The sequence below is a fragment of the Enterococcus hailinensis genome (assembly GCF_045862035.1).
GTDB lineage: Bacteria > Bacillota > Bacilli > Lactobacillales > Enterococcaceae > Enterococcus_A > Enterococcus_A hailinensis.
The window spans coordinates 1-14654 of the sequence record NZ_BAAFRV010000028.1 but is presented as its reverse complement, the minus strand read 5'-3'; the positions used below and the strand labels follow the sequence as shown (position 1 = coordinate 14654).

Sequence of the window (14654 nt, the reverse complement as noted above, 5' to 3'; positions counted from 1 at the left end):
CAAAAATTCTTAAATAGAAGCCATAAAGGCTTCCAACAAGTGACGGATACATTAGCTTCAATGTTTACTGAGTAACCCATTATTTTGCAGAAGGACGAGTTATTTACACAAAATTATTGACGCTCCCAAATTTAGAATACCAGGTTACTTAACCGTAGATTCAAAAGACCATATTTTCTATTTTGAAAGGATAGAAGACCAAAACAATACTAATATCTTGCGTTATAGATACCTGGGAATGGATATCATTGAAAAGCCAGGTAACATACGGAGGAACGCTTAATGGATATTAGTGAAATGACTCTAATTAAATCGTACGAGCTACATTATATCTCACGTGATTTCTTCCTAGAACAACTTCTAGGCTGCGGTCAAAGAACGATCGCTGAAGAAGGTATTGATAGGTTCAAGTTCTACATAGAAAGAGAAGCAGGGCGGTTAGATTACGATTACTTTCTGATTCCATATAGCAAAAGCAGCGTGCAATAATAGCACGCTGCTTTTTTTCGGACTTTGTTGAAACAAGCCATACACAAAAATGCCCAAGTATGTCGTTTTCTGATTTAGATAGCAGATTTACAAGTCTGATTATTTGAACATAAATTTTGATATAAGTTAATAAACAGAAAAACAAACTCCTGTATGCTTGAAAACCATTTATACAACCTATTAATCGTTATTTGAATCAATTTTAAGTAACATTGCGTTTATCGCTACGATAACAGTACTTAGGGACATAAATATTGCTCCAATAGCTGGACTCAATACTATTCCCCAATTAGCTAGTATACCAGCAGCTAGTGGTATTGCTAAGATATTATAACCAGCTCCCCACCATAAATTTTGTACCATTTTTCTTTGAGTATTTTTTGCCAACGAAAGAAAATGCAATATATCAAAAGGATTGCTTTTAACCAAAATGACATCTGCTGAATCAATGGCTACATCGGTTCCAGCACCTATAGCTATTCCAATATTAGCTCTTACCAAGCTTGGTGCATCATTAACCCCGTCACCCACCATCATAACAGTCAAGCCGTTATCTTCATATTCTTTAACAATTTTTTCTTTATCTTCCGGCATCAGTTCTGCATGAACGTCTTCAATTCCTAATTGTTTTGCAACAACTGAAGCAACTTGCTTATTATCACCCGTCAGCATAACTGGTTTGATTCCTTTATTCTTTAATTTTTCCACCATTATTTTGGCTTCAGATTTGATTTGATCACCTTGAGCGACTAAACCAATGTTCTTATCATTCAAAAGTAAAAAACTAATTGAATTGCCTTTATTAGACAAATTATCGAACAGTTTTTGGTCATAAGTAATATTGTTTCTATTTAAATATGAAACACTAACAATCTTTACTTCTTCCCCATCCACGGTCCCCTCCAATCCTATACCAGGTAAATTATTTACTTCTATAGCATTGGGAATCTCCAATTCTAATTCATCTACTTTTTTTAATACTCCTACAGAAAGAGGATGACTAGAGTTTTTTTCTAACGATGCCATAAATTGCAATACTTTTTCATTGCTATACTCGGAATTGAAGGAAATATACTCATTAACCGCAAAATTACCTTCAGTTAAAGTTCCTGTTTTATCCATCATTATTATATCCACTTTTTTTGCAACTTCTAATGATTGTCGATTCTTTATCAATAGACCATTCTTAGCCCCAAGTGAAGTGGATCTCGCGGTTACTAAAGGAATTGCTAGTCCCAATGCATGGGGACAAGCAATAATTAATACAGTTACCATTCTTTCTAAAGCAATATTTACATCGCCTTTAAGAATGATCCAGATAAAGAAAGTACTAATACCTACAATCAAAGCAACATAGAACAAGAGTTTAGCGACTTTATCAGATAAAGATTCTACCCGGGATTTTTCTTTTTGCGCATTACTTACTAATTCCATGACCTGTGATAAATATCCGGATTCTCCTGTTCCAGTTACATTTACGGTTACTATCCCTGATCCATTCACTGATCCACCAATAACATTATCATTAATCTCTTTTTGAACTTCTTTTGATTCACCAGTCACCATCGACTCATTAACAGTTGTCTTACCTGCTACAATAACGCCATCAGTAGGTACTTTTTCTCCTGCTTTTACTAATACCTTATCTCCGACTTTCACATCTTTTAAATCAACTTCTCTAGTCGCGCCTGTTTCGTCAAGTATTATTGCAGAGTTCGGTAATAATTCTGCCATTTTTTGGAGCGCATTTCCAGCGTTACTAACTGCATTCATTTCTATCCAATGGCCGAGTAACATAATCAGAATTAATGTAGCAAGCTCCCAGAAGAAGTCCATAACATGGTTATTTTTATTTAGTATGTTGTTAGCAACAAAAGCATACACACTATAGATGTATGCTACTGAGATACCTAAAGAAATTAGTGTCATCATTGCAGGACTTTTCATTTCTATTTCCATTTTAGCTCCCTTTAAGAAAGGCATACCACCGTAGAAAAATAAAACTGAAGCTAAAAATAATACAATCCACTCAGATCCATTAAAAGTGAGTTGGAAAGGTAATTTGCCCCCCATCATTGGAGACAACAGAATGATAGGTATGGATAGAAAAAGAGAAACAAAAAATTTAACTTTTAAATTCCCCATGTGCATTGAATGATCCATTGAATCATGATTATGAGTATCATGATTCATATGTTCATGATTAGAGTGATCGTGATCAGCATGAGTTGAATGTTCATGATTGGAATGATTATGAACACTTTGGTGATCGTTGCTTGGCATATAAATTCCTCCTTTAAAAAATATTTTATGTTTACATTTGTAAACGGTTTGTATAATTAAATCTTACCAAATTATTTTTTATTGTCAAATAATTGACTTCTCAAATTTTGATTTAGAAAATACAGCCTCAAACATGTATTTGAGGCTGTACTATAAATTCATTTTTTATTTTAGCTTAGATTTTAAATCACTTAGTTCATTTCCTAATATTTCATTTTGAGCTTTCAAATCTTCTAGTTCCTTTTTCATCACAGGATTGTCATTTTCATTTTGATGTCCCGAATGCATTCCTCTCATCATAATAATCATCATGATAGGGCAAAGTAAAAATAGTAACCACTGCATTAAACCCTCTCCTTAACTAAGTTCTTTAAATTAGATACTTCTGCTTTTAATTGTTCAGTTTGCTTTTTTAATACTTCTAGTTCATGCTCCGTTTTACTATGTGTCGAATTATCATTATGACTATGCCCTCCATGATTGTGTCCTTTATGCATGAACATCATTGAGATAGGACAAATTAGTAATAACAGAAGCGGTAATAAATTAATTAATCTTTCCATGTATATTTTCCTCCCTAATATTTTTAAAATAAACGTAAGTACATGTTGATACAACGAGCAGTATGACAGAAAGTATTTGGGCAACTCTTAAATTTGGAGTAAGCATCAAGCTGTCTGTTCGCAGACCCTCTATCCAAAATCTACCGACAGAGTATAACATGATGTACGTCAGAAAAATTTGACCAGTGAATTTTTTTTGCCTACTTAATAGTATTAATATGATCAGCACACCAACATTCCATAATGACTCGTAAAGAAATGTAGGTTGTCGATATGCACCATCAATGAACATTTGATTAATTATAAAGTCAGGTAAACGCAAACTCTGTAAAAAACTTCTACTTACAATATTTCCGTACGCTTCCTGATTCATAAAATTGCCCCATCGACCAATAATTTGACCAATAACTATACTTGGAGCAACAACATCAGCTACCAACCAAAAAGACAATTTCTTTTTATTACAATAAATGACTCCGGTGATAACAGCACCTATCAACCCACCGTGAATAGCGAGTCCGCCTTCCCAAATTTTGATTATGCTTATTGGATTACTGATATAAGAATCCATTTCGAAGATTACATAATATAATCTGGCCGATATTATTGATATAGGTAGTCCATATAGCAGTAAATCAGTTATCGTATCTTTCGGTAAGCCGATTTTCCTAGCCTTCATATCAGCTAATACGAAGCCTATTGTTATTCCAGTTACGATAAAAATAGCGTACCAGTAAATTGTAAAAGGTCCAAAAGACAAAAATATTCTGTTGTAAGGTGTTAGCAACTCTTTTTCCTCCTTTCCCTGTTGAGTTGCCATGAATATATCAACTGAATATGGAATTTTTATGTAGAATTTTTTTAATAGTTACCGAATTAGATATACATATTTTCTACATAAACCTATTTTATGCTTATTGCAAGGAGGGGACTTATGGTTACGAATAACAAATTGAATAATCTTTTAATCTATTTAACATTGGTCATCTTTACTTTGACTATGAGCATTGCTTTAACCATTAATTTTCCAGGATTACTCAAATTAAATTTATTTTTTCAAGATAATTCGAATTTTGAAATTTGGACCAAAAATCAAGTAAATGAAGATTTTAGTAATTTGATGAGCTATTTAAACAATCCCTTTCAGCGAAAATTAATTTTTGATAACTTATATTTTTCAAACAAGGGAGAAAACCATTTTAAGGATGTGAAATATTTATTTCAACTTAATTATTTTTTCCTCATATCTTCCAGTATTGCTCTTTTTTGGCAAAAACGGAAAAAACTGCTATTTCAAGGAGACGTTAAAAGGAAGAGTAAGAAGATACGACTCTTTGTTACAGCGTTTAGTATTCTGGCGGTGCTTCTCTTTGAAAAAGCATTCATAATTTTTCATAGATTATTTTTTACAAATACTGATTGGATATTCAATTATCAGACAGATCCAATTATTCTTTTCCTACCGGAAAATTTTTTTCTTTTTTGCTTTCTATTAATTATTTCGATAAGCATCTTATTATTGTCGATAATACCTAATTACTTTAGTAGAAAAGAATTTGGTGAAATAAATTGAACATTCTTTATGAAGATATTTGAAAAGGAGGAAAAATAATGTCTAAGTACAAGATTCAAGTGTCTAATTGTGAATTAGACGTACTTAAATTTATATGGAGACATGAACCAGCTTCTAGCAGATTAATAGTCCACGAAATGAAAGCTTGTAATAATTGGCATCCTTCAACTTCAAAAACACTAATTAGGAGACTTTTAGATAAAAAGGTAATTACCTACGACATAATAAAAAGCCAACGTTGTTATACATCGACGATAACTAAACAAGATTTTTTACAAATGGAATTTGAGAGAATTCTTTCAGGATTTGATAAAGAGAGCATTACAGAAATAAACAATCATCTAGTGAGACTAATCAATTCGAATGATAATGGAGGTTCTAATGATAACAAAATATAATATTTACGGAATGACATGTACAAGTTGTGCATTGACAATAGAGAAAAACATAAAAGATTTACCTGGTGTAAATACGGCTAGTGTTAATCATGCCACAGAGGTTTTAAAAGTTGAATTTGATGAGAATAGAGTAGATGATCAAATTATTATTGATACGATAAAACTGATTGGATATGAAGCTGAACTTAGAAATCAAACTGAAATAGCAAATTTTGGAATAAGTGGAATGAGTTGTGTTTCCTGTGCAAATAGAATTGAAGCAGCCACAAAACTTATTGAAAATGTACAATATGCAAATGTAAATTTTGCGACGGAAACATTATCAATTTCAGCCACTGATCCATCAGCTATCAGCAGAGTCAATGAAGTGGTTACAAAACTTGGTTACAAATTGTACTCACTTACAGAAAATAATGATCAAGAATCCAAAAAAGAAAGGGAATTAGAGAATCTTTGGCGACGTTTTCTCGTATCTTTAATATTTACAGTTCCAGTTCTATATATCGCCGGTGGACATATGCTTAATATGCCTCTCCCGAGAATAATTAATCCCATGATAAATCCAATATTGTTCGCTATAGTGCAATTAGTATTTACAATACCTGTTATTTTTGTTAGTAGTAATTACTATAAAACAGGATTTACTTCACTAATAAGAAAGCATCCTAATATGGATACATTGATAGCTTTAGGTACAAGTGCAGCTTTTCTATACGGAATTTTTGCTACTTTCAAAATTATCGGTGGTGACTACACATATACGAATGAACTTTACTTTGAGGCAGCAGCTGTAATCCTAACATTGATTACCTTAGGAAAATATTTGGAGTTAGTAACAAAAGGAAGAACTTCAGAAGCAATAAAAAAACTTATGGGTTTGGCACCTAAAACAGCCACGGTTGTTAGAGATGAAAAAGAGCTGACAATTCCGATCGAAGCGGTTCTAGTTGGGGATATAGTTAGTACCAAACCTGGGGAACGTTTACCTGTTGATGGTGTAGTGATTACCGGACAAACTTCAATAGATGAATCAATGCTAACGGGTGAAAGTATTCCAGTTGAAAAAAAAATTGGGGACAAGGTGATCGGTTCTAGTATTAATAAAAATGGTCTTATTCGCTATGAGGCTACTCATGTTGGTAAAGATACGACTTTGGCTCAAATTATTAAGTTAGTAGAAGATGCTCAAACTTCAAAAGCTCCGATAGCCAAATTAGCTGATATTATTTCAAGCTACTTTGTTCCGATAATTATCATTGTTGCAATATTATCTAGCCTGCTATGGTTTATTTCAGGACAAAGCATTCTTTTTTCATTAACTATTTTAATTTCTGTATTAGTTATTGCATGTCCTTGTGCGTTAGGATTAGCAACTCCAACAGCAATTATGGTCGGTACAGGGAAAGGAGCAGAGAATGGGATATTAATAAAAAGTGGTGAGGCCTTAGAAACAACGCATAAATTACAAACTATAATTTTTGATAAAACAGGAACCATAACTGAGGGAAAACCAGTTGTTACTGATATAGTGGCTGCTGAAAATTTAGATGAAAAATTTCTTTTATTATTAGCTGCTTCGGCTGAAAAAGGCTCTGAGCATCCATTAGGAGAGGCCATCGTATCTGAAGCGGAGAAATACAATATTGATTTAATTCAACCTACTGAATTTGAAGCTTTATCAGGGTTAGGGATCAGGGCAACCATTAATGGATTAGATATAAGATTGGGAAATGAAAAATACTTTATAGAGAATAATATTGATATTAGTAAATTAAAAGCAGTCTCAGACGAATTGGCTTCGGAAGGAAAAACACCGATGTTTATTTCAAATGATCAAACCTTTTTGGGAGTGATTGCAGTCGCCGATACGGTTAAGAAAACAAGTTCTCTAGCCATTCAACATTTAAAAAGCTTAGGTATTAAAGTGATCATGCTTACTGGTGATAATAAACGTACAGCACAAGCAATTGCTCGACAGGTAGGTATTGAAGAGGTTATCAGTGAAGTATTACCGCAAGATAAAGCTCGACATGTGAAAACTTATCAAAAAAATGAAAGTAAAGTAGCAATGGTTGGTGATGGAATAAATGATGCACCGGCACTTGCTCAAGCCGATATAGGTATTGCCATTGGGTCAGGTACTGATATTGCAATGGAATCTGCAGATATAATTCTCATGAAGGATGATCTTCAACTTGTACCTATTGCCATAGAATTAAGTAAAAAAACGATTCTGAATATACAAGAGAATCTTTTTTGGGCTTTTGCTTATAATATTTTAGGTGTTCCAGTTGCAATGGGTATCTTATACATCTTTGGAGGCCCTTTATTAAGTCCGATTATTGCAGGAGCAGCAATGAGTTTTAGTTCGGTTTCAGTACTATTAAATGCTCTTCGTTTAAAGAAATTTAAGCCTAAAATTGGAAAGAAGGAACTAATATGAAAAAATATATGCAAACAGTAGCGATTGATGGGATGAAATGTTCAGGATGTGCTTCTACAGTTCTGAATGCACTAGAATTGGACAATTCAATTATAGTGGAACAAGTGAATGTAGAAAACGGAACAGCGACTTTCAGAACCGATACAAAGAAATCGGTGATGATGATTAATCAATTACTAAAGGAAACAAAATATTCAGCAATTAAAGAAATTACAGAATGACAATACAAAAGATGTGGAGATGATAACATGAAATCTCCACATCTTTTGCTTATGTTATTAATGAATACAATAAGGAGCGATTTTATGAAGAATATTAAGAAAAAATGGATTTTAATTATCCTCTCAGCGATTTTAATAGGTGCTGTGGGAAGTATATTTATTTATAAAAAATATACAAGAAATTATACAGAGCAATCGATCCAAAAAGTTGAAAAAAGTGGCGAAAGAAACAATAATATGATGAGTGGTATGATGGGAAATGAGCAGAATTTGGATTTAAAGCCTTCAAAACAATCGGAAAGACAGTTGCTCATTCCTCCTGTGCTCGAAACCTCGTCTCAAAATGAAGAAGAAATTACATATGATATTGTGGCAAGAGAAGGTGAGTTTCAAATTAAGGATGGGGAAAAAACGGAAACTCTCGGATACAATGGGGAATTCTTGGGCCCAGTATTAAGAATGAAGAAGGGACAAAAAGTGACAATTAATACGACTAATCAATTGGCTTCTAGAACATCTTTCCATTGGCATGGGCTAAAAATTCCTTCTGACGTTGATGGTGGTCCCCATCAGACTATTGAATCAGGTGAAAAAAAGTCAGTGACTTTTGAAGTTAAGCAAGAAGCCTCAACACTTTGGTTTCATCCACATCCTGAAGGCGAAACAGCCTCCCAGGTATATAAAGGGTTGGCTGGATTAATGTACGTTGAGGACGAAAATTCAAAATCTTTGAATCTCCCTGAGAACTATGGAATAGATGATATCCCTCTGATAGTTCAAGATAAGTCCTTTAAAGCGGATAACCAAATAGATTATGAAAATGATTACAACTCTGATGGGACTCAAGGTGATACATTACTTACGAATGGAACTATTAATCCATATGTTGAAGTAAATAATCGATGGATGAGATATCGAATTGTCAGTGGATCTAATTCTAGAACATTCACTTTTTCTTTGGATAGTAATGAACCATTTTATCAAGTAGCTACAGATGGTGGTTTTCTTAATACTCCAGTTAAGCTAAACTCTTTGACATTATCACCAGGAGAAAGGGCAGAGATTTTAGTAGATACAAAAAAATATAATAATGGCGATACAATTAAGCTCTTGGCAAACGATTCAGTAGCATTGAATATGAGAATTAGAGGCAGAAAAACAGATACAACTTTTATTCCTTCTAAAAAGCTTAACGATATAAATACAATTGATGAAAAGAGCTTAGAAGGTTTAAACAGACAAATAATTAACCTAAAGGGTATGTCTCACATGGTAAATATCAATAATAAACAATTTGATATGAACAGGATAGATTTGTATAAAAAATTGAACGAACAAGAAATCTGGGAAGTAAATAATTATTCTAGTATGATGGGGGAAATGGCTCATCCATTTCATATTCATGGTGTTCAATTTCAAATTATTTCTAGAAATGGTAAACAACTACGTTCAAACGAGAATGGCTGGAAAGATACGGTATTAGTGAATCCAGAAGAAAGAGTAGAACTGCTTGTAAGATTCGATCATGCGGGAACTTTCATGTATCATTGTCACATACTAGAACATGAAGAATATGGAATGATGGGACAGATGGAAGTCAGATAATTAATGAAAAAGGGAGAGTACCTATGAAAATTCTTATTGTAGATGATGAAGCCAAGATATTAGAGATTATTGATGCTTATCTAGTCGCAAATAAATTCTCAGTGTTTAAAGCATTAAATGGTTCTACGGCATTGGAAAAATTTGAAAAGGTGAATCCTGATTTAATTGTATTAGATTTAATGTTACCAGATACTGATGGATTAACTGTATGTAGAAAAATTAGGGAGAGCTCAAATGTGCCAATAATTATGTTAACGGCAAAGTCCGACGAAGAAGATATTCTTACTGGACTTAAGCTGGGTGCAGATGATTATATGGTAAAACCATTTAGCCCTAAAGAATTAGTTGCGAGAATACAAACTGTTTTACGTAGAACCGAGACCTTAGCTAACCCCAATAAGCTTAGTGCAAATAATGGAAAATTATTGATATATCCAGAAAGTCGACAAGTTTTTTTACATCAAATAGAATTGAATCTCACAACAACAGAGTTTGATATTTTACATGCTTTAGTGTCAACACCAAATAAAGTGTTTTCTAGAGGAGATTTAATCGAAAAAGTAAAAGGTATAGAATTTGATGGGTTAGACAGAAGTATTGATTCTCATATTAAAAATTTAAGACATAAAATCGAAGCTGATCCTAAGTCCCCTAATTACATACTTACAGTACATGGAACTGGCTATAGATTTGGATATCTTCAATGAAAAAAAGAACAATTCGTACTCAATTAATAATTTCTTTCTTAGTCATTGCGACATTAATCATAGGCTCACTCAGCTTGATTACATTAGGATTGACAAATAACCATTTTAGTAAGTATGTGAACGAACGACAAGAAGATTTGTTGAAACAATATGTAAATACCATCGATCTATTATGGGAAAATAGTAATGGTGCATGGAATAACGAAGAAATCTCTGCTCTTTCTGCAAAAGCATTAGAGAACAACTTCTATTTTTCGATTGAAGATACACAGGGAAAGATAGTATGGCAACTTCAAGGAAAAGATTTAGAAATAGCTCGATCAAAATTAAAAAGAAACGCTGAAAAGGTTTCACAGAAAAAAAGTGTCGAACTAGATGAAACAATAGAAGATAAAAAGAAATTAGTGAACGATGGTAGGGAATTTGGCTGGGTAACATTTTATTATCTTGGTCCATATGCCTATACAGAACATGATGCCATGTTCATTTCTAGTATGAAGCAAAGCTTAATGTATGTTGCTTTTTCAGCTCTTGTAGTATCCATAATACTTGCATCATGGATAGCTACTAGATTAGGATTGCCATTGAAACATGTGAGTGACTTTACTCATAAATTAACACGCGGAGAATACGCACAAAAAATTCCTCAAGAAACTTCAATTATTGAGATTAACTCATTAATTGATTCACTAAATGATTTAAGTAATCAATTAGAAAAGCAAGATAGCCTTCGTAAGAGATTGACCACAGATATCTCACACGAATTGCGGACTCCACTAACTACCTTAAAAGGAAATATTGAAGGAATGATAGATGGTGTTTGGAAAATAACACCAGAACGTTTACAATCTTGTTATGATGAAATAGATAGATTAACTCGTTTGATAAGGAATATTGAACTGATTAATAAAATAGAAACCAACTATGATCACTTAAAAAAAACTGATGTTGATTTGTATAAACTAGTAGAATCAGTAATAGAAAATTTCACAAGTAAAATTAGCGAAAAAAATATATCTGTTAAAATTCATGGAGAAAGACCAGTAGTTTCAGCCGATAAAGATAAGATGAGTCAAGTATTAACAAATCTTTTAAGTAACGCAATTAAATTTACTCAGAAAGAAGGAAGAATCGATTTTTCTATAACTAGCGATAAAAATAATATACTTCTATCAATTGAAGATAACGGTATAGGTCTTGAAAAGGATCAACAATTCCATATATTCGACCGCTTTTATATGGCTGACCCATCTAGAAGCAGTAGTTTGGGAGGTCAAGGTATAGGTCTTGCAATTGTAAAAAGTATTGTTGAAGCGCATAACGGGACTATTGAAGTAAAAAGTAATTTAGGATTAGGAACAAAGTTTAGTATAAAATTGCCTTCAGACAGTAAATGAAAGGAGAGCTTATCTTGTTTCAAAAGAAATTGAAGATTGCTAAATTGCAATGTGAATGTTGGGCAAAAAAAGTGTTTTTCCGATTAGTTTCTTTAGATGATGTTGAAAAGGTTCACTTGGATATTTCATCAAATTCAGTAGAAATTTATTCGAGGAACGAATTATCGATGCATACTATAAAACGAGAATTACAAGATTTATCAATATCAGAGATCATTAATATATAAACTATCTAAGGAGGAAATATAGATATGAAAAAAATGTTAAAATTAATTTTTATAAGTTTAGGAATGCTTTTAATTTTTAGTGCTTGTAGTAGTCAAAGTAATACTTCTCAATCTAGTAAGTCTAGCACGGAAAAGACTTCATCAACTAGCAATATGGAAGAAATGAATCACAATGGTATGATCCCTACGAATATGAAAGATGCGGTAAATCCAAAATTCCCAGTGGGAAGCAATGTCATACTATTAAGTGACCATATGGAAGGAATGAAGGGCGCCAAAGCTAAAGTGGTGGGTGCATATAGTACTACTATATATGAAGTAAGCTATCAACCAACAACAGGTGGCGAAGTGGTGAAAAATCATAAATGGGTTGTTCAAGAAGAACTAAAAAACTCTTCAACTACCGCTAAGAAAGGTGATCCTGTTATTTTGAACGCGGATCATATGAAAGGCATGAATGGAGCGGATGCTCATATAGAAAGAGCTATTGAGGGAACCGTTTATGTCGTCGATTATACACCGACAAATGGTGATAAAGAGGTCAAAAATCACATGTGGGTGACTGAAGATGAACTCAAAGAGAACAATAATTAATGAAGAATTATCAGGAAAAAATCTGGACATATATTTGAAACATACTGTAATTTCGATAAAATTTAGCATCTGTCGTAAATAAATACACAAACTGTGAAGAGACTACAAATAAATCGTAGTTTCTTTACAGTTTTTTTCATGATAGTCGTTCGTAGAGACTTAAATTAATTCAATATCTAGATATAAGTTTTAATGCCCAAGCGATGTGAAATTTAAACTAGAATGAACACTTATATGTCAAAGAACTATACTACATAAAATCTCCATAATATACATTTACATTAATAAAAGATTGAATGAACGTTTTTGAGTTTAAGAACTTGAAGAGTGGTAACGTCTATTCAATTCAAAAAATAGAAAAGCTATAAAGTATCTATTCAAAAAGGGGGTAATATATGAATTTATATAAATTTAGAGGATAATACAAAGGTTAGAAAGGAAGTGAAAGACAGGTTTGAACAAAAAAATTATTTTTGTATCAAGTCTTATGCTGTCATTGTTAATCAATAGAAGTATCATTGCTTCCGCACAAACGATCGATGAGAAAATTCAAGATAAAAGCGGACGCATTGAAAACATTATTAACAAACAAAAAAGTGCAAAAAGCAATTTAACAGACTTAAACAATCAAATAGAGCAATTAGAAAAAGAATATCAAGTAGTTTTAAATGATAAGAATAATACTGAAAAAAAATTAAATAGTTTGAGAACTAACATCAGTAATCTTGAAAAAAAGATTACTCGAAGAAACGATCAAATTGTAAAACAGGCTAGAAGTGTTCAAACTAATCAAGGAAGAGATTCAATTGTATCAATACTCTTCAACTCAGAATCTCTATCCGATGTTGTTAATACAACTGTAGGAATGACAAAACTTCTTAACGCTAATAATGAGACTATGCAAGTACAGATTGAAGACAAAAAAAATCTGGAAACGTTAAAAAATACTGAAGAAAAGAAATTAAAGGAAGCTGAAGAAAAGACTCAGTCACTCGGGGAAAAGGAAGTCGCCCTCGCAAACGCAAAGCTTGAACAGAATGTACAGATAAATGAAATATCTTCTAACTTAGCAACTGAAACATCAGAGAAAGAAAAATTCGAAAATCAAAAAATTGAAGCTGAGAAAAAGAAAGAAGAGGAATTGAAGGCTCTTGAAGAAGAAAAAAGGAAACAAACTGAAGCTGAGTTGATAATAAAAGCTCAAGAAGCCGAAGCGTTAAGGAAAGCTCAGGATGCTGAAAATAATAAGAAACAGCAAAGTACTGAAATTCTTGAAAAAGTAGAAACAGAAGAAAACGATGCTAAAGTAAATGAGACAAAACAGGAAGAATCGATCACTTTAGAAGAAGAAAAAACTGAATCAGAAGCGAAAAATCAAGAAACTGAACACAATTCGGAAGAATCGTTTGTACCTGTACCTCCAATCCAACAAAATGAAACGCCAACACCTTTAGATGATACTAAGAGTGAACAAACTGTAGATTCTTCTAAAGAACAAACTGTCACTGATGTTAATGATCCTTCAAAAGAGTCTAGTTGGAGAGCACCAGTGTCAAATATTATAGTGACCAGTCCTTTTGGAAATCGTTATGATCCTACAGGATTCTCAGGTACATTTCATAGTGGCTTGGATATGGGAGGAACTTCGAGCACACCAATTATGGCCTCAAGAGCAGGAACGGTAGTACAATCTTCGTTCGATGGATCAGCAGGCAATTACATTATTATCGATCATGGTGATGGATACTATTCTTATTATTTACACATGAGTAGTTTTGTTGCTTCTGTTGGACAATCCGTAAGCGCAGGTCAAACAATTGGGATTATGGGGACCACAGGTAATTCAACAGGTGTACACTTACATTTTAGTATAAGCACTAGTCCAAATTGGACTGGTTTTATTGACCCGGCACCATTACTGGGAGTTTAGTTAATGAAGAAAAGGACTACTAACAGTATTGGAAATCTGGTGATTAATCTACCATTTTTCTTACTGTTAATTCTAGGTATTGCGCTGATTTTTAATAACGCCGATTGTAAAATTAAGCTAGACAACTAAAAAAGCCATTTGTGCTACACTCAAAATAGTTCTGACCAAAGAATTATAAGGAGTGAGTACAAATGACCTATACCCATCTTACAACGGATGAACTT

The 14654-nt window shown here is 32.9% G+C and carries 15 protein-coding genes; 11 read left to right on the top strand and 4 right to left on the bottom strand.

What is annotated here, in order from left to right; genetic code table 11:
* The first annotated feature begins 67 nt into the window (after window positions 1–67).
* A complete protein-coding gene (locus ACKTSC_RS12695) occupies window positions 68–283 on the top strand; it encodes a DUF5960 family protein (RefSeq protein WP_407857784.1) in 216 nt (71 codons plus the stop codon).
* Complete coding sequence (locus tag ACKTSC_RS12690) at window positions 283–489, top strand: hypothetical protein (protein ID WP_227150479.1); 207 nt, start codon at window positions 283–285, stop codon at window positions 487–489. The genes ACKTSC_RS12695 and ACKTSC_RS12690 overlap by 1 nt, the downstream gene beginning before the upstream one ends.
* A gap of 180 nt (window positions 490–669) precedes the next feature.
* On the opposite strand, the gene ACKTSC_RS12685 is transcribed toward ACKTSC_RS12690, so the two are convergent.
* The 4 genes from ACKTSC_RS12685 to lgt form a co-directional block, all read right to left on the bottom strand.
* Window positions 670–2772: a heavy metal translocating P-type ATPase gene (locus tag ACKTSC_RS12685; RefSeq protein ID WP_227150478.1), complete on the bottom strand. Its 2103-nt coding sequence runs from the start codon at window positions 2770–2772 to the stop codon at window positions 670–672.
* Between the two features lie 165 nt (window positions 2773–2937).
* Window positions 2938–3117 carry a DUF2933 domain-containing protein gene (locus ACKTSC_RS12680; protein ID WP_227150477.1) on the bottom strand — a complete coding sequence of 60 codons (180 nt, stop codon included), beginning with the start codon at window positions 3115–3117 and terminating at the stop codon, window positions 2938–2940.
* Entirely contained in the window at window positions 3117–3335 is a 219-nt protein-coding gene (locus ACKTSC_RS12675; RefSeq protein WP_227150476.1) for a DUF2933 domain-containing protein, read from the bottom strand. The genes ACKTSC_RS12680 and ACKTSC_RS12675 overlap by 1 nt, the downstream gene beginning before the upstream one ends.
* Complete coding sequence (lgt, locus tag ACKTSC_RS12670) at window positions 3319–4122, bottom strand: prolipoprotein diacylglyceryl transferase (protein WP_311859878.1); 804 nt, start codon at window positions 4120–4122, stop codon at window positions 3319–3321. Before lgt ends, ACKTSC_RS12675 begins: the two co-directional genes overlap by 17 nt.
* Before the next feature lie 147 nt (window positions 4123–4269).
* On the opposite strand from lgt, the gene ACKTSC_RS12665 reads away from it, so the two are divergent.
* The 9 genes from ACKTSC_RS12665 to ACKTSC_RS12625 all read left to right on the top strand — a co-directional run bounded on the left by ACKTSC_RS12665 (window position 4270) and on the right by ACKTSC_RS12625 (window position 14430).
* Window positions 4270–4908, top strand: coding sequence for a TIGR01906 family membrane protein (locus ACKTSC_RS12665; RefSeq protein ID WP_227150474.1), 639 nt, complete (start codon window positions 4270–4272; stop codon window positions 4906–4908).
* Window positions 4909–4946: 38 nt separating this feature from the next.
* The gene (locus tag ACKTSC_RS12660; protein WP_311859877.1) at window positions 4947–5306 is read left to right on the top strand and encodes a BlaI/MecI/CopY family transcriptional regulator; all 360 of its coding nucleotides are present in this window, start codon (window positions 4947–4949) and stop codon (window positions 5304–5306) included.
* A complete protein-coding gene (locus tag ACKTSC_RS12655; protein ID WP_311859876.1) occupies window positions 5290–7749 on the top strand; it encodes a heavy metal translocating P-type ATPase in 2460 nt (819 codons plus the stop codon). The genes ACKTSC_RS12660 and ACKTSC_RS12655 overlap by 17 nt, the downstream gene beginning before the upstream one ends.
* Window positions 7746–7970, top strand: a complete 225-nt coding sequence (locus ACKTSC_RS12650) for a heavy-metal-associated domain-containing protein (protein ID WP_227150471.1) — start codon at window positions 7746–7748, stop codon at window positions 7968–7970. Before ACKTSC_RS12655 ends, ACKTSC_RS12650 begins: the two co-directional genes overlap by 4 nt.
* 84 nt (window positions 7971–8054) lie before the next feature.
* Window positions 8055–9575: a multicopper oxidase family protein gene (locus tag ACKTSC_RS12645; protein WP_407857783.1), complete on the top strand. Its 1521-nt coding sequence runs from the start codon at window positions 8055–8057 to the stop codon at window positions 9573–9575.
* Window positions 9576–9598: 23 nt separating this feature from the next.
* Window positions 9599–10282 (top strand): response regulator, encoded by a 684-nt coding sequence (locus tag ACKTSC_RS12640; protein ID WP_311859874.1) that lies wholly within the window; start codon window positions 9599–9601, stop codon window positions 10280–10282.
* On the top strand, window positions 10279–11679 hold the full coding sequence (locus tag ACKTSC_RS12635) for a sensor histidine kinase (protein ID WP_311859871.1): 1401 nt from the start codon (window positions 10279–10281) through the stop codon (window positions 11677–11679). Before ACKTSC_RS12640 ends, ACKTSC_RS12635 begins: the two co-directional genes overlap by 4 nt.
* A gap of 251 nt (window positions 11680–11930) precedes the next feature.
* The gene (locus ACKTSC_RS12630; protein WP_311800954.1) at window positions 11931–12500 is read left to right on the top strand and encodes a YdhK family protein; all 570 of its coding nucleotides are present in this window, start codon (window positions 11931–11933) and stop codon (window positions 12498–12500) included.
* A 454-nt stretch (window positions 12501–12954) separates the two neighbouring features.
* Window positions 12955–14430: a peptidoglycan DD-metalloendopeptidase family protein gene (locus ACKTSC_RS12625; protein ID WP_227150466.1), complete on the top strand. Its 1476-nt coding sequence runs from the start codon at window positions 12955–12957 to the stop codon at window positions 14428–14430.
* The last annotated feature ends 224 nt before the right edge of the window (window positions 14431–14654 follow it).